The 20,932-nt window shown below is 65.7% G+C and carries 19 protein-coding genes and 4 tRNA genes; 11 read left to right on the forward strand and 12 right to left on the reverse strand.

Going from position 1 to position 20,932, the window contains the following annotated elements:
• Positions 1-19 precede the first annotated feature (19 nt).
• Positions 20-721, reverse strand: coding sequence for a PA1041 family peptidoglycan-binding anchor lipoprotein (locus AC0J42_RS24035; protein ID WP_416426335.1), 702 nt, complete (start codon positions 719-721; stop codon positions 20-22).
• A gap of 152 nt (positions 722-873) precedes the next feature.
• Between AC0J42_RS24035 and AC0J42_RS24040 the strand changes: the two genes are divergently transcribed.
• Both AC0J42_RS24040 and AC0J42_RS24045 read left to right on the forward strand, forming a co-directional pair.
• Complete coding sequence (locus tag AC0J42_RS24040) at positions 874-1,371, forward strand: DUF6231 family protein (protein WP_473004176.1); 498 nt, start codon at positions 874-876, stop codon at positions 1,369-1,371.
• A 4-nt stretch (positions 1,372-1,375) separates the two neighbouring features.
• Positions 1,376-1,852: a YchJ family protein gene (locus AC0J42_RS24045; RefSeq protein WP_416426339.1), complete on the forward strand. Its 477-nt coding sequence runs from the start codon at positions 1,376-1,378 to the stop codon at positions 1,850-1,852.
• On the opposite strand, the gene AC0J42_RS24050 is transcribed toward AC0J42_RS24045, so the two are convergent.
• Positions 1,842-2,378, reverse strand: coding sequence for a hypothetical protein (locus tag AC0J42_RS24050; RefSeq protein WP_473004179.1), 537 nt, complete (start codon positions 2,376-2,378; stop codon positions 1,842-1,844). The genes AC0J42_RS24045 and AC0J42_RS24050 overlap by 11 nt on opposite strands.
• Before the next feature lie 126 nt (positions 2,379-2,504).
• Between AC0J42_RS24050 and AC0J42_RS24055 the strand changes: the two genes are divergently transcribed.
• A complete protein-coding gene (locus AC0J42_RS24055) occupies positions 2,505-2,984 on the forward strand; it encodes an LEA/WHy family protein (RefSeq protein WP_473004181.1) in 480 nt (159 codons plus the stop codon).
• A gap of 8 nt (positions 2,985-2,992) precedes the next feature.
• On the opposite strand, the gene AC0J42_RS24060 is transcribed toward AC0J42_RS24055, so the two are convergent.
• Positions 2,993-3,283, reverse strand: coding sequence for a helix-turn-helix domain-containing protein (locus tag AC0J42_RS24060; RefSeq protein WP_473004183.1), 291 nt, complete (start codon positions 3,281-3,283; stop codon positions 2,993-2,995).
• Positions 3,283-3,597, reverse strand: coding sequence for a hypothetical protein (locus AC0J42_RS24065; protein WP_473004185.1), 315 nt, complete (start codon positions 3,595-3,597; stop codon positions 3,283-3,285). Before AC0J42_RS24065 ends, AC0J42_RS24060 begins: the two co-directional genes overlap by 1 nt.
• A 167-nt stretch (positions 3,598-3,764) precedes the next feature.
• Here AC0J42_RS24065 and AC0J42_RS24070 point away from each other — a divergent pair, with 167 nt between their 5' ends.
• The 3 genes from AC0J42_RS24070 to AC0J42_RS24080 all read left to right on the forward strand — a co-directional run bounded on the left by AC0J42_RS24070 (position 3,765) and on the right by AC0J42_RS24080 (position 7,336).
• The gene (locus AC0J42_RS24070; RefSeq protein ID WP_027977214.1) at positions 3,765-3,968 is read left to right on the forward strand and encodes an SEC-C metal-binding domain-containing protein; all 204 of its coding nucleotides are present in this window, start codon (positions 3,765-3,767) and stop codon (positions 3,966-3,968) included.
• A 122-nt stretch (positions 3,969-4,090) separates the two neighbouring features.
• A complete protein-coding gene (locus AC0J42_RS24075) occupies positions 4,091-4,735 on the forward strand; it encodes a glutathione binding-like protein (protein WP_416426345.1) in 645 nt (214 codons plus the stop codon).
• A 147-nt stretch (positions 4,736-4,882) separates the two neighbouring features.
• Positions 4,883-7,336, forward strand: coding sequence for a penicillin acylase family protein (locus AC0J42_RS24080; RefSeq protein ID WP_473004186.1), 2,454 nt, complete (start codon positions 4,883-4,885; stop codon positions 7,334-7,336).
• A 151-nt stretch (positions 7,337-7,487) separates the two neighbouring features.
• On the opposite strand, the gene AC0J42_RS24085 is transcribed toward AC0J42_RS24080, so the two are convergent.
• The 4 genes from AC0J42_RS24085 to AC0J42_RS24100 all read right to left on the reverse strand — a co-directional run bounded on the left by AC0J42_RS24085 (position 7,488) and on the right by AC0J42_RS24100 (position 7,994).
• A tRNA-Asp gene (locus AC0J42_RS24085) sits at positions 7,488-7,564 on the reverse strand.
• A 19-nt stretch (positions 7,565-7,583) separates the two neighbouring features.
• Positions 7,584-7,659 (reverse strand) — tRNA-Val (locus AC0J42_RS24090).
• Positions 7,660-7,828: 169 nt separating this feature from the next.
• A tRNA-Asp gene (locus AC0J42_RS24095) sits at positions 7,829-7,905 on the reverse strand.
• Positions 7,906-7,918: 13 nt separating this feature from the next.
• Positions 7,919-7,994 (reverse strand) — tRNA-Val (locus AC0J42_RS24100).
• Between the two features lie 162 nt (positions 7,995-8,156).
• Between AC0J42_RS24100 and rdgC the strand changes: the two genes are divergently transcribed.
• The 3 genes from rdgC (at position 8,157) to sugE (ending at position 10,552) form a co-directional block, all read left to right on the forward strand.
• Positions 8,157-9,077: a recombination-associated protein RdgC gene (gene rdgC, locus AC0J42_RS24105; protein WP_416426349.1), complete on the forward strand. Its 921-nt coding sequence runs from the start codon at positions 8,157-8,159 to the stop codon at positions 9,075-9,077.
• A 101-nt stretch (positions 9,078-9,178) separates the two neighbouring features.
• Positions 9,179-10,111 carry a bile acid:sodium symporter family protein gene (locus tag AC0J42_RS24110; RefSeq protein WP_473004188.1) on the forward strand — a complete coding sequence of 311 codons (933 nt, stop codon included), beginning with the start codon at positions 9,179-9,181 and terminating at the stop codon, positions 10,109-10,111.
• 126 nt (positions 10,112-10,237) lie between these two features.
• Entirely contained in the window at positions 10,238-10,552 is a 315-nt protein-coding gene (gene sugE / locus AC0J42_RS24115) for a quaternary ammonium compound efflux SMR transporter SugE (protein WP_416426351.1), read from the forward strand.
• Positions 10,553-10,569: 17 nt separating this feature from the next.
• Here sugE and AC0J42_RS24120 read toward each other — a convergent pair whose 3' ends face one another.
• The 3 genes from AC0J42_RS24120 to AC0J42_RS24130 form a co-directional block, all read right to left on the reverse strand.
• Positions 10,570-12,444, reverse strand: coding sequence for an MFS transporter (locus AC0J42_RS24120; protein ID WP_473004190.1), 1,875 nt, complete (start codon positions 12,442-12,444; stop codon positions 10,570-10,572).
• A gap of 95 nt (positions 12,445-12,539) precedes the next feature.
• Positions 12,540-13,688 carry a TDT family transporter gene (locus AC0J42_RS24125; protein ID WP_473004192.1) on the reverse strand — a complete coding sequence of 383 codons (1,149 nt, stop codon included), beginning with the start codon at positions 13,686-13,688 and terminating at the stop codon, positions 12,540-12,542.
• A gap of 90 nt (positions 13,689-13,778) precedes the next feature.
• Entirely contained in the window at positions 13,779-14,963 is a 1,185-nt protein-coding gene (locus tag AC0J42_RS24130) for an MFS transporter (RefSeq protein ID WP_473004195.1), read from the reverse strand.
• 88 nt (positions 14,964-15,051) lie between these two features.
• On the opposite strand from AC0J42_RS24130, the gene AC0J42_RS24135 reads away from it, so the two are divergent.
• Together AC0J42_RS24135 and AC0J42_RS24140 are read left to right on the forward strand one after the other, a co-directional pair.
• A complete protein-coding gene (locus AC0J42_RS24135) occupies positions 15,052-15,612 on the forward strand; it encodes a TetR/AcrR family transcriptional regulator (protein WP_416426356.1) in 561 nt (186 codons plus the stop codon).
• Between the two features lie 163 nt (positions 15,613-15,775).
• The gene (locus AC0J42_RS24140) at positions 15,776-19,249 is read left to right on the forward strand and encodes a hybrid sensor histidine kinase/response regulator (protein WP_473004198.1); all 3,474 of its coding nucleotides are present in this window, start codon (positions 15,776-15,778) and stop codon (positions 19,247-19,249) included.
• Here the strand turns inward: AC0J42_RS24140 and AC0J42_RS24145 are convergent.
• The gene (locus AC0J42_RS24145; RefSeq protein WP_416427453.1) at positions 19,220-20,596 is read right to left on the reverse strand and encodes a DNA recombination protein RmuC; all 1,377 of its coding nucleotides are present in this window, start codon (positions 20,594-20,596) and stop codon (positions 19,220-19,222) included. The two genes, AC0J42_RS24140 and AC0J42_RS24145, sit on opposite strands and share 30 nt — an antisense overlap.
• Between the last annotated feature and the right edge of the window lie 336 nt (positions 20,597-20,932).

Consider the following 20,932-nt stretch of genomic DNA (forward strand, 5'->3'; position numbering starts at 1 on the left):
GCCGCGCGGGGCGAGGTTTTCAGCGGTCGATGCGGATCTCCACGCGACGGTTCTGCGCGCGGCCATCGGCGGTCTTGTTGCTGGCCACCGGCTGGGTCTCACCGGCGCCACTGATGGACACGAAGCTTGAGCGAGGAATGCCTGCGCCTACCAGGTAGTCGACAACCGAATGGGCGCGGCGGTCGGACAGCTTTTTGTTGTAGCCAGGCTTGCCGACGCTGTCGGTATGGCCGGTCACGGTCAGCTGGGTAGAAGGCGCCTCGGTCTTCAGCTTGGTGGCGACCTTGTCCAACTGCATCTTGTCAGGGCCGGTCAGCTTGGCCGAGTCGAACTCGAAGTGCACGTCACGAATGACGATGACTTCCTGCTTGGGCAGCGGCGCCGGCTCCGCGACAGGCGCTGGGGCCGGTGGCGGGAATGGGCAGCCGGTGGCATCCACCGGGGTGCCTTTAGGCGTGTGCGGGCACTTGTCGCGGCTGTCCGGCACGCCATCACCGTCCTCGTCGCCATCGCCGTGCACCCAGCAGTAGGCCGCTGCCACGCCGCCGCCCACCAGCACGCCCCAACCGGCGTAGGTGGAGTTCTGCAGCGAGCCCAGCGCCGCACCGGTAACACCCCCGACAGCCGCGCACTTGGGCCAATCGGTCTTCTGCAACCCTGCGCAACCAGTCAACACACTGGTTAGCAGTACCAAAGGTAATGCCTTACTCACTATGCTCATCAGGTCTCTCTCCAGATGGGGGGTAAATCGGCGCATGAACCGATGCATTGGGAGTAAAGACGGCACTTTGCAGATGCGCCAGCAATAAGCCATATGGCTAGGCTGCCGGCGTGAACAACGCTACCCTTGGCAGCTCTGACCGAGGACGTTCAATGACCGCACGCTTTTCTTCGCGCACGCCGCAACAAGCCCTGGCCGCCCTGCTGGACCGCTACGCCCCGCAGCGCCTGCTGGTGGTGGGCGCCAGTGATTTCCCGGCCCTGGCCGCCTTCAAGGACGCCCACCCCGACAGCGTCGTCGCCCAGGCCGCACCGGGCGTGCTGCCGCCGGAACTGGCCAGCCAGCGCTTCGACCTGGCGGTAGTGGTCGACTGCCTGGAACATGTGCCCAAGCGCACGGCCCTGGAGCTGCTGGGCGGCATCCGCAACCTCAACGCCAGCCGCCTGGCCGTGCTGGTGGACCTGGCGGCCAGCGGCTGGAGCGAAACCGACTTCTATGCCCTGGCGCTGCAGGCCAACGAACGCTTCCAGCGCGACGACCAGGTGCTGACCCTGTTCAACTACGACCTGCGTGAATACAAGCAGGTGCCTGACTGGCTCAACTCGCGGTTCTGGGCCAACCCGGAAAACTTCGGCAAGTACTGGTGGTGATGCAATGAGTACAAGCATTTGCCCGTGCGGCAGCGGCAACCTGCTGGACGCCTGCTGCGGCCATTACCATGGCGGCGTACCCGCCCCCGACGCCCAGGCATTGATGCGCTCGCGCTACAGCGCCTATGTGCTGGGGCTGATCGATTACCTGGTGGCCACCACGCTGCCAGTGCAGCAAGCGGGCCTGGACCGCCAGTCCATCAGCGACTGGAGCGCGCAAAGCACCTGGCTGGGGCTGACCGTGGAAAGCGCCGAGGTGTTTGGCGGGCAGCCGGAGCATGCGTTCGTGACCTTCGTCGCGCGCTGGCATGACCTGGGCGGGGAACACAGCCACCGCGAACGTTCATCCTTCGTACAGAACGGCGGGCGCTGGTACTTCATCGACCCGACCGTGCCGCTGAAGGCTGGCCGCAACGACGCCTGCCCCTGCACCAGCGGGCAGAAATTCAAGAAGTGCTGCGCCGCCTACGTCACGGCATAAGCTTGATATGCCCGGTGTCCGGCGCCGGCGGCGCAACGGGCGCGCGGGCCTGGCCCATGTCGCTGCCGGCCGGCGCCAGGCTGAACTGCGACAGGTTCAGGCGCGGCGGCTCCACGTCGGGCTTCTGCGGCTGCAGGTCGGCACCCGCCTCGGCCACTTCATAGCCAGGGGCCTGCACCTCGACGAACGCCGCCATGTAGCAATCACGTGGCACCCACGGCTCTACCATCTTGCTGGGCTTGCGCACAAAGCCGGGAGCGTCCGGCGGCGGTGCCATCTCGATTTCTTCCATCTGCACCGGCACCGCTTCCACCGTGACGATGATGCCCGCGCGTTCCAGGGTAGAGCGATATTTTTCCGCTGCCTGGGGGTCCAGGTCACTTTTGAGCACCAGCCGCCGGCCGCTGAACAGCGCATCGATACGCGCGCCATCGGACTGGAACAGCTTGGCCAGGTTGGCCTTCACCAGCGCCAGCTGCGCGCCGGGCACCAATTGGCCCCTGAAGACAATTTCGAACAACCCCATCCTGTGCCTCCTGCCTGACGGGCACTGGCCCACCGAGAGTAATGGCATCAGTATGGCCCATCTGCGATTTTGCCAACAAGCGAGCCGTGGCATTGGGTAGACTCAAGGCATCGCGAGGGATCAGCCATGCACACACGGACACTGCGCCAGCTCACCTTCTGCCTGTTCCTGGGCCTGGGCGGCTGCGCCAGCTGGTTTGCCGACGACAGCCAGGCCCCGCAGGTGCACCTGCTGGCCGTGGAGGTGGTAAAGGCCAAGCTGGTGCAGCAGAAGTTCATGCTGCACTTCCGCATCGACAACCCTAACGACAGCACCCTCACCGTGCGCGGCCTGCATTACCGCGTGCACCTGGCCGATATTCTGCTGGCCGACGACGAATACGACGAATGGCTGCGCGTGGACGGCCACTCCAGCGCCCGCTTCAACGTGCCGATCCGCACCAACCTGTGGCAGCACCTGCGCGACGTGGTCAAGCTGCTGCGCCACCCCGACCGGCCGATTCCCTACCGGCTGGAGGGGGAACTGAAGACCGGGTGGTTCTGGGGCGATGACGTGGTGCTGCGGCGCAGCGGGGAGATCATGCCTGGGGAGTTGATGGGTAAGTGAACCGGACTCTAACGGCGCAGCGCGGCCAGAACATGTTCCGGGTCGTTATGAATGGCACGCAATAAAGCGCGAGCCGGCCCCTCTGGTTCGCGGCGGCCTTGCTCCCAGTTCCGCAAGGTCCCCACGGCCACATCGATGGTCCGGGCAAACCTTTCCTGGGACAAACCTGTTGATTGGCGAATTTCCTTCACCTTCAATGCATCAACGTGAAACATTCGGGACGGTTCGCGGATTCCCCGATCAATTTCATCCATCTCCTGCATGCCTTGCAACAGGCGATTGAACAGTTCTTTTTCCATTATAACCAACCTCGATTCAGCGCTTTGAGCTGACGTACCTCATCCTCGCGCAAATCATCCTTGATGCCTTTTCGATAGCTCAGGATCAAGCGCAGTTGATCCTTTGGCATCACGTAATAATAGATGACCCGCACCCCTCCACTTTTCCCCCGGCCCGCAACAGACCAGCGGATTTCCCTCAAACCTCCAGTGCCAGGAATTCTGTCACCGGCTGCCGGATTACTGGCGAGAAAGACCTGAAACTCCCGGTATTGCGAGTCACTGAGATAATTAGGCAGATCCTCTGTAAAAACCCTCGCTTCGATAAAAATCATCAGGCACTCAGCTGCGTCATTGGCGTATAAAAAGCCTACGAGGTCAAGCCTCTCGCGACCATCAGCGCATTCCTGACCTTGCGCAGGACATTTCTTTTATCCCCGCCCTCCCCACCCCCCACCAGCAATGAGATAATTCCTCCCAGTTCTAATTCGGAGACACCCAGATGACCCAGCAACCCCATGTCCATGGCCCTGACTGCAACCACGATCATGACCATGATCACCACCACGACCACGGCCATGTACACGGTCCGCACTGCAACCACGAACCCCAGGAGCCTGTGCGCAACGCCCTGAAGGACGTTGGCCGCAACGACCCGTGCCCCTGCGGCAACGGCAAGAAATTCAAGAAGTGCCACGGCGCCTGATTGAATGATCCACGGCCAGGCGCCCGCGCCCTGGCCGTGGAATACTGAAATGCTTTGAAACAAAAACGCTGGCGCAGTACAACAGTCGTTCTTGATGTAGCCCCCTCAACGTGGAGCGTTTCATGATCGACCTGCATTACTGGACCACCCCCAACGGCCACAAGATCACCCTGTTCCTGGAAGAAGCCGGGCTTGAGTACCAGGTCCATCCGGTGAACATCGGCAAGAACGAGCAGTTCGCGCCGGCCTTCCTGAAGATTTCCCCCAACAATCGCATTCCGGCCATTGTCGACAGCCAGCCTGCCGACGGCGGTGAGCCGATTTCGCTGTTCGAGTCCGGGGCCATCCTTTTATACCTGGCGGAAAAGACCGGCCAGTTCCTGCCCAAGGACCTGCGTGGCCGTGAAGAAGTGCTGCAGTGGCTGTTCTGGCAGATGGGCGGCCTGGGGCCGATGGCGGGGCAGAACCACCACTTCAACGTGTTCGCTCCGGAAAAAATCCCCTACGCCATGAAGCGCTACATCGACGAGACCGCGCGCCTGTATGGCGTGCTGGACAAGCGCCTGGCCGACCGTGCCTTCGTGGCGGGCGAGGCCTACAGCATCGCCGACATGGCCATTTACCCCTGGGTGGTGCCTTACCAGCGCCAGAGCCAGGACCTCGACGATTTCCCGAACCTGAAACGCTGGTTCCTGGCCATCCAGGCGCGCCCGGCCACCGGGCGTGCGTACGCCTGGGTCGAGCGGATCAACCCGCCAAAAGCCTGATTTTCGTCGCGCCCCCGGACCTTGCCTGCAAGGCCCGGGGCACCGGCCGTCCTGCCATGCAAATAAAGCTGGCCGCCCGCTTGCGTGGCGTGTGCGCGCTCACTAACGTAGCGCCTTTTAGCCGCCAGCCCCGCAGGAGCTTCCGCCATGGCCTCGCCAGCCTTTACTCACTTCATTCCCCGGTTCGGCGCCGCCGCGACCCTGGCCGGGCTGATCAGCCTGAGCGGTTGCCAGGCCTGGCTCGACAGCCGCTACGCCGACAGCGTGCCGCCCGACAGCGGCGTGCAGCCACTCAAGGGGCTGGCCCAGAACGTCTCGGTGCGCCGCAACGCCAGCGGCATGCCGCTGATCGAAAGCAGCAGCTTCCATGACGCGCTGTTCGCCCAAGGCTACGTGGCCGCCAGCGACCGCATCAGCCAGATGGTGGGCATGCGCCTGCTGGCCCAGGGGCGCCTGTCCGAGATGGCCGGCCCGCAGATGCTGGATGTCGACCGCTTCATGCGCGCCGTCAATCTCAAGAAGAATGCCGATGAGCTGTACGCAGCGGCGTCGCCGCGCCTCAAGCGCTTCTTCGAGGTGTACGCCCGCGGCGTCAACGCCTACCTGTTCCGCTACCGCGACAAGCTGCCGATGGACCTGGCCGAGTCGGGCTACAAGCCCGAATACTGGAAGCCGGAAGACTCGGCGCTGATCTTCGCCCTGTTCAATTTCAGCCTGTCGGTGAACCTGCGCGAAGAGCTGGCGTCGCTGACCCTGGCGCAGAAAGTGGGCGTCGACAAGCTGGCCTGGCTGATCCCCACCTACCCGGACGAACCGCTGCCCTTCGACGAGACCGACAAGCTCAAGGGCGTCAGCCTGGCGCAGATCCCGGGCCTGGCCAACGTCGACAAGGTCGCCGGCGACCTGGCGGGCCTGAACCTGTCGAGCATCAGCAGCGGCGACAACTGGGCCATCACCCCGGCCCGCGCCCGCAGCGGCCGCAGCCTGCTGGCCAACGACACGCACCAGCCGCTGGCCAGCCCGTCGCTGTGGAACTACGTGCAGCTCCGCGCGCCGAAGTTCCAGGCCGCAGGCGTCTCCCTGGCGGGCATCCCCGGCATCATGGCCGGCTTCAACGGCAAGGTCGCCTGGGGCATGGCCCCGGCCATGGGCGACAACCAGGACCTGTTCCTGGAAAAGCTGCAACGCCAGGGCAACCAGCTGCAGTACCTGGCCGACGGCAAGTGGCGCCCAGCGGGCGTGCGCCAGGAGACCTTCTTCATCAAGGGCCAGGCGCCGTTGCGCGAAGCCGTGTACGACACCCGCCACGGCGCACTGCTCAACAGCGCCCTGGCCGGCGCCCCGCTCGCCAACGGCCTGGGCCTGGCGCTGCAAACCCCGGACTACAAGGACGACAAGAGCCTGGACGCGCTGTTCGACCTGTCGCGCGCGCAGTCGGTGGAAGCGGCGTCCGATGCCAGCCGTGAGGTTCGCGCCATCGCCGTCAACATGGTCTTTGCCGACGCCCAGCACGTGGGCTGGCAGGTGACCGGCCGCCTGCCCAACCGCCGTGAAGGCCGCGGGCTGGTGCCGTCGCCGGGCTGGGATGGGCGCTACGACTGGGACGGCTACGCCGACGCCATGCTGCATCCCTACGACCAGGACCCGCCGCAAGGCTGGCTGGGCACCGCCAACCAGCGCACCGTGCCGAAGGGCTACGGCATGCAGCTGTCCAACTCCTGGGACTACCCGGAGCGCAGCGAGCGCCTGGCCGAACTGGCCGGCGCCGGCAAGCAGGACACGCGCAGCATGATCGCCATGCAGTACGACCAGACCACCACCTTCGCCAACAAGCTCAAGGCGATGTTCCAGGCACCGGGCATGGCTCAGCCGTTGAAGCAGGCCATCGACGCCCTGCCCGCCACCGACCGCGCCAAGGCCCAGGAAGCGCTGACGCGCCTGCTGGCGTTCAACGGCAACCTGGCGCCGCAGTCCGCGGACGCCGCCCTGTACGAACTGTTCCTGCAGGAAAGCGCCAAGCAGACCTTCCTCGACAAACTCGGCCCGCAGGACAGCCAGGCCTGGAAAGCCTTCGTCACCGTGGGCAGCCTGTCGTACTCGGCCCAGGCCGACCACCTGCTGGCGCGCGAGGACAGCCCGTTCTGGGATGACTCGCGCACCCCGCAGAAGGAAGACAAGCCGGCCATCCTGGCCCGCAGCCTGGCGGCGGCGGTCAACGAAGGCGAGCGGCAACTGGGCGCCGACCACAAGGCCTGGCAGTGGGGCAACCTGCACCGTTACCAATGGGCCACCAAGGGCCCGCAGCTGCCCGTGCGCCAGGCCGGTGGCGACCACACCACCCTGAATGCCGCGGCCTACGCCTGGGGCGCGAACTTCGACGTCACCCAGGCGGCGTCCATGCGCTTCATCGTCGACTTCGCGCAGAACGAACCGCTGCTTGCGCAGAACAGCCCGGGCCAGTCTGGCAACCCGGCCAGCCCGCACTACGCCGACGGCATCGATGGCTGGATGAAGGCGCAGTACGTGAGCATTCCGCTGCAGTCGCAGAACTATGACCGCGCCTACGGCACCCAGCGCCTGACGCTCACGCCCGGCAAGTAAAGACGCGGCCTTCGGCCGCTGCTACAGCTCCGTAGCAGCGGCCCCAGGCCGCGTCCCACTCCCCCCACACAAAAATCGCAGACGAAAAAAAGCCTGCACAAGGCAGGCTTCTTTTTTGGTACCAGGCGTTCAGTGTTCCTGGTGCCGAATATGGCGCAGCGGACGGGACTCGAACCCGCGACCCCCGGCGTGACAGGCCGGTATTCTAACCGACTGAACTACCGCTGCGCGATACACTGTGAGCGAGTGGTGGGTGATGACGGGATCGAACCGCCGACCCTCTGCTTGTAAGGCAGATGCTCTCCCGGCTGAGCTAATCACCCTTCGTCTCTCGGTGTGGCGCGCATTCTACGGATGGATTCTGCATATGGCAAGCCGCAAAATGACAATTATTGCATCGCGCGCCCAATCATTTTCTGCAGACGAAAAAAAACCTGCACTAGGCAGGCTTTTTCGTAGGTATCAGGCGTTCAGTGTTCCTGATACCGAATATGGCGCAGCGGACGGGACTCGAACCCGCGACCCCCGGCGTGACAGGCCGGTATTCTAACCGACTGAACTACCGCTGCGCGATACACTGAGTGGTGGGTGATGACGGGATCGAACCGCCGACCCTCTGCTTGTAAGGCAGATGCTCTCCCGGCTGAGCTAATCACCCTTGTCTCTCGGTGTGGCGCGCATTCTACGGACGCACCCAGGGCCTGGCAAGCTCTTTTTTAAATTATTTTTCCAAGCCTTCCAAACACTTAGCGCAGGGTTGGCCTGCGCCCTCACACGGGACAATAATGCGCCCCTTATGTGCTGAGGAGTGATTCACCCCATGTGGTTCAAAAACCTGCTTGTCTACCGTTTGACCCAAGATATTCCTTTCGACGCCGAAGCACTGGAAACCGCATTGGCCACCAAGCCGGCCCGCCCCTGCGCCAGCCAGGAGCTGACCACCTACGGCTTCGTCGCTCCCTTTGGCAAAGGTGAGGACGCGCCCCTGGTTCACGTCAGCGGCGACTTCCTGCTGATCAGCGCCCGCAAGGAAGAACGCATCCTGCCAGGCAGCGTCGTGCGCGACGCCGTCAAGGAGAAGGTCGAAGAGATCGAAGCCGAGCAGATGCGCAAGGTCTACAAGAAAGAGCGCGACCAGATCAAGGACGAGATCATCCAGGCCTTCCTGCCGCGCGCCTTCATCCGCCGCTCGGCCACCTTCGCCGCCATCGCCCCCAAGCAGGGCCTGATCCTGGTGAACTCGGCCAGCCCGAAACGCGCCGAAGACCTGCTGTCCACCCTGCGCGAAGTGCTGGGCTCGCTGCCGGTGCGCCCACTGACCGTGAAGACCTCGCCGACCGCCGTGATGACCGAGTGGGTGAAAACCCAGCAAGCCGCGCCGGACTTCTATGTACTGGACGAGTGCGAACTGCGCGACGTCGAAGAAGACGGCGGCATCGTGCGCTGCAAGCGTCAGGACCTGACCGCCGACGAGATCCAGCTGCACCTGAGCACCGGCAAGCTGGTGACCCAGCTGGCCCTGGCCTGGCAGGACAAGCTGTCGTTCGTGCTGGACGACAAGATGGTGGTCAAGCGCCTGAAGTTCGAGGAACTGCTGCAGGACCAGGCCGAGGAAGACGGCGGCGACGAGGCCCTGGGCCAGCTGGACGCCAGCTTCACCCTGATGATGCTGACCTTCGGCGACTTCCTGCCGGCGCTGTTCGAAGCGCTGGGCGGTGAAGAACTGCCGCAAGGTATCTGATGCGGCCCTGACGCGGCCTACGGCCACTGCTACAAAAACCTGTAGCAGCGGCCGTAGGCCGCGTCATTGCCACCGCAATCCATAATAAGGAAACACCTCCCATGCGCGCCCTGGCCGCCCTCAGCCGCTTCGTCGGCAACACCTTCGCTTACTGGGTCCTGCTGTTCGCCGTGCTGGCGTTCCTGTTCCCGCAATGGTTCGTCGCCCTCAAGGTGCTGATCGTGCCGCTGCTGGGCCTGGTGATGTTCGGCATGGGCCTGACCCTGAAAATGGACGACTTCGCCGAACTCAGCCGCCACCCCTGGCGGGTGCTGCTGGGCGTGGGCGCCCACTTCGTGATTATGCCGGGCATGGCCTGGTTGCTGTGCCAGCTGTTCCACCTGCCGGCCGAGATCGCCGTGGGCGTGATCCTGGTAGGCTGCTGCCCAAGCGGCACTGCCTCCAACGTCATGACCTGGCTGGCCAAAGGCGACCTGGCGCTGTCGGTGGCGATTGCCGCCGTGACCACCCTGCTCGCCCCGCTGCTGACGCCGGCGCTGATCTGGCTGCTGGCCTCGGCCTGGCTGCCGGTGTCATTCATGGAGATGTTCTGGTCGATCCTGCAGCTGGTGATGCTGCCGATCGTGCTGGGCGTGGTTGCCCAGCGCCTGCTGGGCGCGCGGGTGCGCTACGCGGTGGAAGTGCTGCCGCTGGTGTCGGTGGTCAGCATTGTCATGATCGTCTGCGCGGTGGTGGCCGCCAGCCAGGCAAAAATCGCCGAGTCGGGCCTGCTGATCATGGCGGTGGTCATCCTGCACAACAGCTTCGGCTTTGTGCTGGGCTACGTCACCGGCCGCCTGTTCAAGCTGCCCTTGGCACAGCGCAAGTCGCTGGCCCTGGAGGTGGGCATGCAGAACTCCGGCCTGGGCGCCGCCCTGGCCAGCGCGCACTTCTCGCCCCTGGCGGCGGTGCCCAGCGCGCTGTTCAGTGTGTGGCACAACATTTCCGGGGCCCTGCTGGCGACCTTCTTCCGCAAGATGAAAGACCGCCCATAACGGCTGGCTTGCCCTTGCGCGGCAAAATGTGCACTATAATGCGCATCGACGGGACGACCCGGCGATGCGCTTTTTTATTGCCCAGGGGACGACCCCATCACTGAAACTGGATGATGGAGCGTGCTCATGTCCTGGTTGATTCTGTTCTTCGCCGGCCTGTTCGAGGTGGGCTGGGCCATTGGCCTGAAATACACCGACGGCTTTTCCCGCCCCCTGCCTACCCTGCTCACCGTTGCCGCCATGGCGGCCAGCCTTGGCCTGCTGGGCCTGGCCATGCGCGACCTGCCTTTGGGCACCGCCTACGCCATCTGGACCGGCGTGGGCGCGGTGGGCACGGTGATCGCCGGCATCGTGCTGTTCGGCGAATCAGTGGCGCCCATGCGCATCGCCAGCGTGGCGCTGATCATCACCGGCCTGATTGGCCTGAAAATCAGCGCCTGAGCCTCAACGCCTGCTGTTCAACGCCCGGCGCCGCGCAGCTCGCTCACCCGGGCGCGCAGCTGCGCCGGCACCGCGTCGTCGCCCTGCACTGGCTGCCCGGCCACCAGCACCACGCGCGACCACAAGCGGCGGAAGAAGCCCTTGGCCGGGTCGCGGCTGAAGAAACTGCCCCACAGGCCCAGCAACGCCAACGGCACCACCGGCACCGGGGTCTGCTCCAGCACCCGGGTCACGCCGCTCTTGAACTCGTCGATCTCGCCATCGGTGGTCAGCTTGCCCTCGGGGAAGATGCACACCAGCTCGCCGTCGGCCAGGTACTGGGCGATGCGCTTGAACGCCTGCTCGTAGACCTGCGGGTCCTCGCTGCGCCCGGCGATGGGAACCGCCCCGGCAGTGCGGAAGATGAAGTTGAGCACCGGCAGGCGGAAGATCTTGTAGTACATCACGAAGCGAATCGGCCGCCGCACCGCGCCGCCAATCAGCAACGCGTCGACGAACGACACGTGGTTGCACACCAGCAGCGCCGGGCCTTCGTCGGGAATGCGCTCGAGGTCGCGGTGCTCCACCCGGTACATGGAATGGCTGAGCAGCCAGATCATGAAACGCATGGTGAACTCGGGGACGATCTTGAAGATGTAGGCGTTGACCGCGATATTCATCACCGACACCACCAGGAACAGCTGCGGGATCGACAGCTTGGCTACGCTCAACAGAATGATGGAGACGATGGCCGACACCACCATGAACAGCGCGTTGAGGATGTTGTTGGCGGCAATTACCCGCGCCCGCTCGTTCTCGGCGGTGCGCGACTGGATCAGCGCGTACAGCGGCACGATATAGAAGCCGCCGAACATGCCCAGGCCGAGAATATCCAGCAGCACCCACCAGGTGTGGCCGATGCGCAGCAGGGTCAGCCAGTCATTGGCCTGGGGCGCCTGGGCGAACTCGCCCGAATGCCACCACAGCAGCAGGCCGAACAGGGTCAGGCCGAACGAGCCGAACGGCACCAGGCCGATCTCCACCTTGCGCCCCGACAGCTTCTCGCACAGCACCGAGCCCAAGGCGATGCCCACCGAGAACACCGTGAGAATCAGGGTGACCACGGTTTCATCGCCGTTGAGCCAGTCCTTGGCGTAGGCCGGGATCTGCGTCAGGTAGATAGCGCCGACGAACCAGAACCACGAGTTGCCCACCACCGAACGCGACACCGCAGGCGTCTGGTTCAGGCCCATTTTCAGCGTGGCCCAGGACTGGCTGAAGATGTTCCAGTCAAGCTTCAAGCCAGGGGTGTCGGCTGCGGCGCGTGGGATACCGCGGCTGGCCAGGTAGCCCAGCACGGCCACGCCGACAATGGCGGCACTGACCAACGGCGCGTAGTGTGCCTGGGACATCAGCACGCCCGCGCTGATGGTGCCCGCCAGAATGGCCAGGAAGGTACCCATTTCCACCAGGCCGTTGCCGCCTACCAGCTCTTCTTCGCGCAGGGCCTGGGGCATGATCGAGTACTTCACCGGGCCGAACAGCGCCGAATGGGTGCCCATGGCGAACAGCGCCGCCAGCATCATCCACAGGTGGTCGAACAGGAAACCGGTGGCGCCCACGGCCATGATCACGATCTCGCCCAGCTTGATCAGGCGGATCAGCGTGTCCTTGTCGAATTTCTCGCCAAACTGCCCCGCCAGCGCGGAAAACAGGAAGAACGGCAAAATAAACAGCAGCGCGCACAGGTTGACCCAGATGGAGCGGTCGCCGCCGATGCTCAATTTGTAGAGGATGGCCAGGATCAACGACTGCTTGAACACGTTGTCGTTGAAGGCCCCCAGGGACTGGGTGAGGAAAAACGGCAGGAAGCGCCGCTTGCCCAACAGGCTGAATTGCGAGGGGTGACTCATCGTCCTTTGCACCTTGGTGGCGCCGCTTGCGGCATAGGCTTTTGGCATTGGATGCGGCCTGCTGCCCTGCAAGCCACATCCGCCACCTAGATTACCTAAAGTTTGCGCGCCGCGATGCACGGAGACACAAACAGCTCGCCGCGCCAGGCACCGCCCAGGGTGCGCGCCATCACCACCGCCCACAACATTGCCAGGCAGGCCACCAGGCCCTGGCCGCACCAGGTGAAGAACCCCAGGTGCAGCACGTTGCCCAGGCGCAGCGTGGCCAGGGTGTACACGCCCAACGGGAAGATGAACGCCCACCAGCCCAGGTTGAACGGCATGCCGCTGCGCAGGTAGCGCACGGTGATCAGCACCGCCAGCAGCATCCACCACAGGCCCATGCCCCAGAGGATCACCGCGCTGACCACGCCCAGGCCGTCGATCATGCTGCCCACGCCGGGCAGCACGCCGGCTGCGGCGAAAATCGCCGGGGCGTCACCACCCAGCAGCAACATGCCCAAGGCGCCGGTGCCGATGGGCCCCAGGGCCAGCCAGCTCGACGCCGCCATGCTTTCATGGGGCAGTTTGTGCAGGGCCATGCGCAGCATCAGGATGGTCAGGATGGCGAACGCCACCGGCACCGAGAACGCCCACAGCACGAAGCTGGTGATAAGCATGCCGAACTGCGCCGCCGGGTCCGGCAGGTGCGGGGCCAGCAGGCCGCCGCTGGCCGCAGCCACTTCGGCGGCCACCACCGGCAGCAGCCATACGGCGGTCATCTGGTCGATGCTGTGCTGCTGGCGGGTGAACATCAGGAACGGTATACCCACCCCGCACAGCAGCGACAGGGCCACGTCCAGCCACCATAGCCCCTGCAGCCATGGCAGCGCGGCGTTGCCCACCTGGGGCAAGGCGAACAGCACGAAGCCGTTGATCAGGGTGGCCAGGGCCATGGGAATGGTGCCGATGAACATCGACACGGTGGAATGCCCGAAAATGCGCCGCGCCTCGTCGAAGAACAGCACCCAGCGCGCGCCGTACAGAGCGGTGAACACGCCAAACAGCACGGCCGCCAGCAGCCACAGGCCATGGGCCAGGCCATGCACCAGCGGCCAGCCGGCCGGCAATTGCGCCAGGGCCAGGGCCAGCACGCCGGTGCCCATGACCACGGCGAACCAGTTGGGGGTGAATTGGCGAATCGCTTCGCGGGGGTGCTGAAGCGCACTGAACGGCCGGGTGGCCAGGGGAATCGGGCGTTGCATGATGGGGTCTCCTGTCCTCGTGTGAGGTCAGGCCATGCTAGCCGTCCTTGGCTTATCTGCTAAACGGGTAGTTTCGCTATAGGTCATCGATTATGCAGATATAGCTCGCGCATCCCGGCGCAGCCACATGCCCAGCAGGGCGGCCAGGCACAGGGCAATCTGCAGCAGGCCGTAGCCTTCGCTGGTGGCCAGCAAGCCAACGCTGCGCACCAGGAAACCCGCCAGGATGGCCGGCACGCAGAACGCCAGGTAGCTGAGCACGTAGAAGGTCGACATCAGCCCGGCGCGCTCGTGGGCGTGGGCCAGGGGCAGCACGCTGCGGGCCGAGCCGAGGAAGCCGGTGCCGAAACCGGCGCCGGCGATCACCGCACCGATGAAGAACAGCATCAGCACCTGCTGGCTGGCCGCCACCAATACCAGCGCCACACCGATGGGCAGCAGCACGGTGCCCAGGCGCAGCACCTTGTCAGCGGCGCTGGCGCGCAGGGCATAGATCGCCGCCGCGCCGCTGAGGGTCAGGGTTGCCACCAGCGCGCCGCCGATCAGGTTCGAGGTGGCGCCAGTAGCGGCGCGCACCAGTGACGGTGCCAGCGACAGGAAGAAGCCCCCGGTCATCCACACCGCGGTGTTCACCGGCAGCATGCGCCACACCGCCGCGCGGGCCTGGGCGGGCACGGCCAGGCGTGGGCGCAGCGACGCCAGCGCGCCGGGCTGGGCGCTGACGCTTTCCGGCAGCCACACCAGCAAACCCGCCTGCGCTACCAGCAGCACCAGCAGCACGATGTACACCAGGCTCAGCGGCATGGGCGCGTACTGCACCAGCAGGCCGCTACCCAGGCCACCCAGCGCCATGCCCAGCAGCGGCGCCAGGCTGTTGAGCAGCGGGCCTTTCTGCCGGTCGTTGTCCAGCAGCGCAGCGCCCAGGGAGCTGGTGGCCATGCCCGTGGCGAAGCCCTGGAGGATGCGCGCGGCCAGCAGCCAATTGACGTCGCGGGCGTAGATAAAGCCCAGCATCGACACCATGTTCAGCACCAGCGCCATGCGCAGCACCGGCCGCCGGCCGATATAATCCGACAACGCGCCCACAGTCAGCAGCGCTGCCAGAAGAGCCAGGGCGTAGACGCCGAAGATCATCGTCAGCATGCCCGGCGAAAACTGCCAGGCCTCCTGGTACAGATGGTACAGCGGCGTCGGCGCGCTGGAGGCGGCCAGGAAGGTCAGCAGCACCACCGAGAGGTAGGCCAGGCTGTTTCTCGCAGAGAAGACGTTGGACATGGCGGGCTCCGTAAAGCTAATTTATTGCGTTAGTGGAGTCTGCACCTGCTTCGCGCTTAAAGCAAACGCTTTGTGTTAAGGTACATGCATGGCTATCAAAGAAGGTATTCGCACGGGCGGCCGCAGTGCCCGTGTGCAAGAGTCCGTACACGCGGCCGTCCGCGCCCTGCTGCAAGAGCAGGAGCGCGACACCCTCACCGTGCCGCTGATCGCCAGCCGCGCCGGCGTCACCCCGTCGACCATCTACCGGCGCTGGGGCGAGCTGGCCGCGCTGCTGGCCGACGTCAGCCTGGCGCGCCTGCGCCCCGACAGCGACCCTGCCGACACCGGCACCCTGCGCGGCGACCTGCTGGCCTGGGCCGAGCAGTACCTGGACGAGATGAACTCGGAGCCGGGGCGCAACATGATGCGCGACTTCATCGCCAGCGGCTGCTCGTTCCAGTGCGCCACCGTGCTGCGCGGCCAGCTGCAGACCATCATCGAGCGCGCCAGGCTGCGCGGCGACACCGCGCCCGATGCCGACCACCTGCTGAACCTGATCGTCGCCCCGGTGGTGTACCGCATCCTGTTCGCCGAATCGGCGCCCAGCATCGAGCAGATGCACGAGCTGGTGGACCTGAGCCTGGCCTGCGACCTTCGTCGCCGCTGACGCGCTGCCCCGCGCCATGCGAGACTGAACGCACCACGCTACCCCGTAGCAGCGGCCGCCAGGCCGCGTCCTGGCCCACCCGGTCTTCCTGCCCCGGCGCGTCGCCGGTGACGCGGCCTGTGGCCGCTGCTACGGGGGCCCTTCCTTTGCAACGGAGCCTTTGATGTCGCTGTCCAGCGGGCTGATCGCCGCGGTTGCCCTGGCCTACATGGCCGTCATGTTCGCCATTGCCTTCTACGGCGACCGGCGCGCCACGCCATTGTCGCCGCGCCTGCGCGCCTGGGTGTACAGCCTGTCGCTGGCGGTGTATTGCACCAGCTGGACCTTCTTCGGCGCCGTCGGCCAGGCCGCCGAGCAGCTGTGGGCGTTCCTGCCCATCTACCTGGGGCCGGTGCTACTGATGGTGTTCGCGCCGTGGGTGCAGCAGAAGATGATCTTGATCAGCAAACAGGAAAACATCACCTCCATCGCCGACTTCATCGCCGCCCGCTACGGCAAGTCGCAATCGCTGGCGGTGGTGGTGGCGCTGATCTGCCTGGTGGGCGTGCTGCCGTACATCGCCTTGCAGCTCAAGGGCATCGTGCTCGGCGTGAACCTGCTGATCGGTGCCGGCGCCGACGCCAGCGGCACCCGCGTGCAGGACACGGCCCTGGTGGTGTCGCTGGTGCTGGCGCTGTTCACCATTGTCTTCGGCACCCGCAGCCTGGACGTCACCGAGCACCACCGCGGCATGGTCCTGGCCATCGCCTTCGAGGCCCTGGTCAAGCTGTTCGCCTTCATGGGCGTGGGCGCCTTCATCACCTACGGCCTGTACGATGGCTTCGACGACCTGCTCAGCCAGGCCAGCCTGGCGCCGCGCCTGGAAACCTATTGGCAGGAGACCATCAACTGGCCGTCCATGGTGGTGCAGACCGGCGTGGCGCTGATGGCGATGATCTGCCTGCCCCGCCAGTTCCACGTCACCGTGGTGGAGAACATCGAGCCCCAGGACCTGCGCCTGGCGCGCTGGGTATTCCCCGCCTACCTGGTGCTGGCCGCGCTGTTCGTGGTGCCCATCGCCCTGGCCGGGCAACTGCGCCTGCCCAGCTCGGTAATTCCCGATTCCTTCGTGATCAGCCTGCCCCTGGCCGAATCCCACCCGGCCCTGGCGCTGCTGGCGTTCATCGGTGGCGCCAGCGCCGCCACCGGCATGGTCATCGTCGCCAGCGTGGCGCTGTCGACCATGGTCTCCAACGACATGCTGCTGCCGTGGCTGCTGCGCCGGCAGAGCGCCGAGCGGCCGTTCGAGGTGTTCCGCCACTGGATGCTGTCGGTGCGCCGCATCAGTATCGTGATGATCCTGTTGCTCGCCTACGTCAGCTACCGCCTGCTGGGCAGCACCGCCAGCCTGGCCACCATCGGCCAGATCGCCTTCGCCGCCGTGGCCCAGTTGGCGCCGGCCATGCTGGGGGCGTTGTACTGGAAAAAAGCCAACCGCCGCGGCGTGTTCGCCGGCCTTGCCGCTGGCACCTTCGTGTGGTTCTACACCTTGGTGCTGCCACTGGCGGCCCACAGCCTGGGCCTGTCGCTGCATGTGTTCCCGGGCCTGGCCTGGCTGCACGACGACGCCATGGGCCTGCCCATCACGCCGCTGACCCTGGGCGTGGTGCTGTCGCTCGCTGGCAACTTCACCCTCTTCGCCTGGGTCTCGGCGCTGTCGCGCACGCGGGTCTCGGAGCACTGGCAGGCCGGCCGCTTCATCGGCCAGGAAACCAGCGCCCGCCCCGGCGGCCGCTTGCCGCTGTCGGTGCAGATCGAAGACCTGCTGACCCTGGCGTCGCGTTTCGTCGGCGAAGAACGGGCGCGCCAGAGCTTCATCCGCTTCGCCTACCGCCAGGGCATCGGCTTCGACCCCAGCCAGAGCGCCGACAACGACTGGATCGCCCACACCGAACGCCTGCTGGCGGGCGTGCTGGGCAGTTCCTCGACCCGTGCGGTGGTGCGCGCGGCCATCGAAGGCCGCGACATGCAGCTGGAAGATGTGGTCAAGATCGCCGACGAAGCCAGCGAAGTGCTTCAGTTCAACCGGGCGCTGCTGCAGGGCGCCATCGAGAACATCAGCCAGGGCGTGAGCGTGGTCGACCAGTCGCTGCACCTGGTGGCCTGGAACCGCCGCTACCTGGAGCTGTTCAACTACCCCGACGGCCTGATCAGCGTCGGGCGGCCCATTGCCGACATCATCCGCTACAACGCCGAGCGCGGCCTGTGCGGCCCCGGCGAGGCCGAGGTGCATGTGGCGCGCCGCCTGCACTGGATGCGCCAGGGCCGTGCGCACACCTCCGAACGGCTGTTCCCCAACGGCCGGGTGATCGAGCTGATCGGCAACCCCATGCCCGGCGGCGGCTTCGTCATGAGCTTCACCGACATTACCGCGTTCCGCGAGGCGGAACAGGCCCTGACCGCCGCCAACGAGAGCCTGGAGCAGCGGGTGGCGGAGCGCACCCACGAGCTGTCGCAGCTCAACCAGGCGCTGACCCAGGCCACCAACACCGCCGAAGCCGCCAACCAGTCGAAGACGCGCTTCCTGGCCGCGGTCAGCCATGACCTGATGCAACCGCTGAACGCTGCGCGGCTGTTCTCGGCGGCGCTGTCGCACCAGGGCGACGGCCTGTCCGGCGAAGCGCAGCAACTGGTGCAGCACCTGGACAGCTCGCTGCGCTCGGCCGAGGACCTGATCAGCGACCTGCTGGACATCTCGCGCCTGGAAAACGGCAAGATCACCCCGGACAGCAAGCCCTTCGCCCTGGGTGACCTGTACGACACCCTGGGCGCCGAGTTCAAAGCCCTGGCCCAGGAGCAAGGCCTGGCGTTCCACCTGCGCTCGTCGAAGCTGCGGGTGAACAGCGACATCAAGCTGCTGCGGCGTATTTTGCAGAACTTCCTGACCAACGCCTTCCGCTACGGCAAGAGCCCGATCCTGCTGGGCGTGCGCCGCCAGGGTGACGCCCTGAGCCTGGAGGTGTGGGACCGTGGCCCGGGCATCCCCGAGGACAAGCTGCAGGTGATCTTCGAGGAGTTCAAGCGCCTGGACAGCCACCAGACCCGCGCCGAGAAGGGCCTGGGCCTGGGCCTGGCGATTGCCGACGGCTTGTGCCGGGTGCTGGGCCACAGCCTGCAGGTGCGCTCATGGCCGGGCAAAGGCAGCGTGTTCAGTGTGCGCGTGCCGCTGGCGGCCGCCGAAACCAGCGCGCCAGTCACCGCCATCGCCAGCAAGGGCCAGGACCTCACCGGCCTGCAGGTGCTGTGCGTGGACAACGAGGACAGCATTCTCATGGGCATGCACAGCCTGCTCAGCCGCTGGGGCTGCCAGGTGTTCACCGCTCGCGACCGCGCCACTTGCGGCCAGCTGCTGGCCCAGGGCATGCGCCCGCACCTGGCGCTGGTGGACTTTCACCTGGACGAAGGCGACACCGGCCCGCAGCTGATGGCCTGGCTGCGCGCGCAATTGGGCGCGCCCTTGCCGGGCATGGTGATCAGCGCCGACGGCCGCCCCGAGATACTGGCCCAGGTGCACGCCGCCGGCCTCGACTATCTGGCCAAGCCGGTGAAACCGGCGGCGCTGCGTGCCTTACTGAACCGGCACCTCAGCCGGCAGTGAGGCGCCCTCGGCGTCGGTCATGGCGCGCTCCAGCAGGTCGGCCGGCAGGCTCTTGCTGGCGCGGGCGCCCAGCAGTTTGAGCTGCTCGGTGCGGCTGACCAGGTTGCCACGGCCGTCAGTGAGCTTGTTGCGCGCCGCGCTGTAGGCCTTGTCCAACTGCTGCAGGCGGTTGCCCACCTCGTCCAGGTCCTGGATGAATAGCACGAACTTGTCGTACAGCCAGCCGGCGCGCTCGGCGATCTCCCGGGCGTTCTGGCTCTGGCGCTCCTGTTTCCACAGGCTGTCGATCACCCGCAGGGTGGCCAGCAGCGTGGTCGGGCTGACGATGACGATCTGCCGGTCGAAGGCCTCCTGGAACAGGTTGGGCTCGGCCTGCAACGCCGCCGAGAACGCCGCCTCGATAGGCACGAACAGCAGGACGAAATCCAGGCTGTGCAAGCCTTCCAGCCGGTTGTAGTCCTTGCCCGACAAACCCTTGACGTGGTTGCGCAGCGACAGCACGTGCTGCTTGAGCGCCGTCTGCGCCACCGCCGGGTCATCGGCGCTGATGTACTGCTGGTATGCCGTGAGGCTGACCTTGGAGTCCACCACCACCTGCTTGTCGCCCGGCAGCATGATCAGCACGTCCGGCTGGAAGCGCTCGCCGTCGGGCCCCTTGAGGCTGACCTGGGTCTGGTACTCGCGGCCCTTCTCCAGGCCCGCATGCTCGAGCACGCGCTCCAGGATCAGCTCGCCCCAGTTGCCCTGGGTTTTCTGCCCCTTGAGGGCCTGGGTGAGGTTGGTGGCCTCGTCGCTCAGGCGCTGGTTGAGCTGCTGCAGGCGTTCCAGTTCCTTGCCCAGGGAGAAGCGCTCGCGGGCCTCCTGCTGGTAGCTTTCCTCCACGCGCTTCTCGAACGACTGGATGCGTTCCTTCAGCGGGTCCAGCAGTTGCCCGAGGCGCTGCTGGCTGGTCTCGGCGAAGCGCTGTTCGCGCTCGTCGAAGATTTTCCCGGCCAGCTCGGCGAATTGCGCCCGCAGCTCGTCGCGCGAGCCCTGCAGGTCGGTGAGGCGCTGCTGGTGGCTGTCCTGCTGCTCGCGCAGCTCGGCCTGCAACGCCGCGCATTGGGCATCCAGGCGGCGCAACTCGCCTTCCTTGCCGCTGCGCTCGATATTCCAGGCGTGGGCGGCATCGCGGGCGTTGTCGCGCTCGATCTGCAGCAGGTCCAGCTCACGCCCCTGGGCCGCCAGCTCCGCCTGCTTGACCGCGTTGGCCTGGGACAGGTCGCTGACCTCGTCGCGGCTGGCATCGAGCTGCGCACTCAGGCCGTCCTGGGCCAATTGCGCGGTGGTCAGGCGCTCCTGCCACAGCGCCGACTCGGCGCTCAAGGCGCTCAGGCGACGCTGTATGCCCCAGGCCAGCGCCAGGCTCGGCGCCCCCGCCAGCAGCAGGCCGAGCAACAGGCTGGTGATGTCAAATGCCATTTCAAATTCCACCGCGTTCTAACAAAGGTCACAGTCTGAGCGAAGCGACGACTGGCGGCAAACCCGTACAGGTGAATGCCTCCGGTCGGGCGATAGCCGCACGTTTTTGCATCGGTTGGAAAAAAAAATATCAGCGCCCGGCCGATGAAATTTTACCCCCTCCCACCATTGACAAAATCCGCTGGCGACTTGGTAAGAAACATGAAATATCCGGGTACGCCC

The organism is Pseudomonas sp. Tav-5-1A (genome assembly GCF_055755055.1).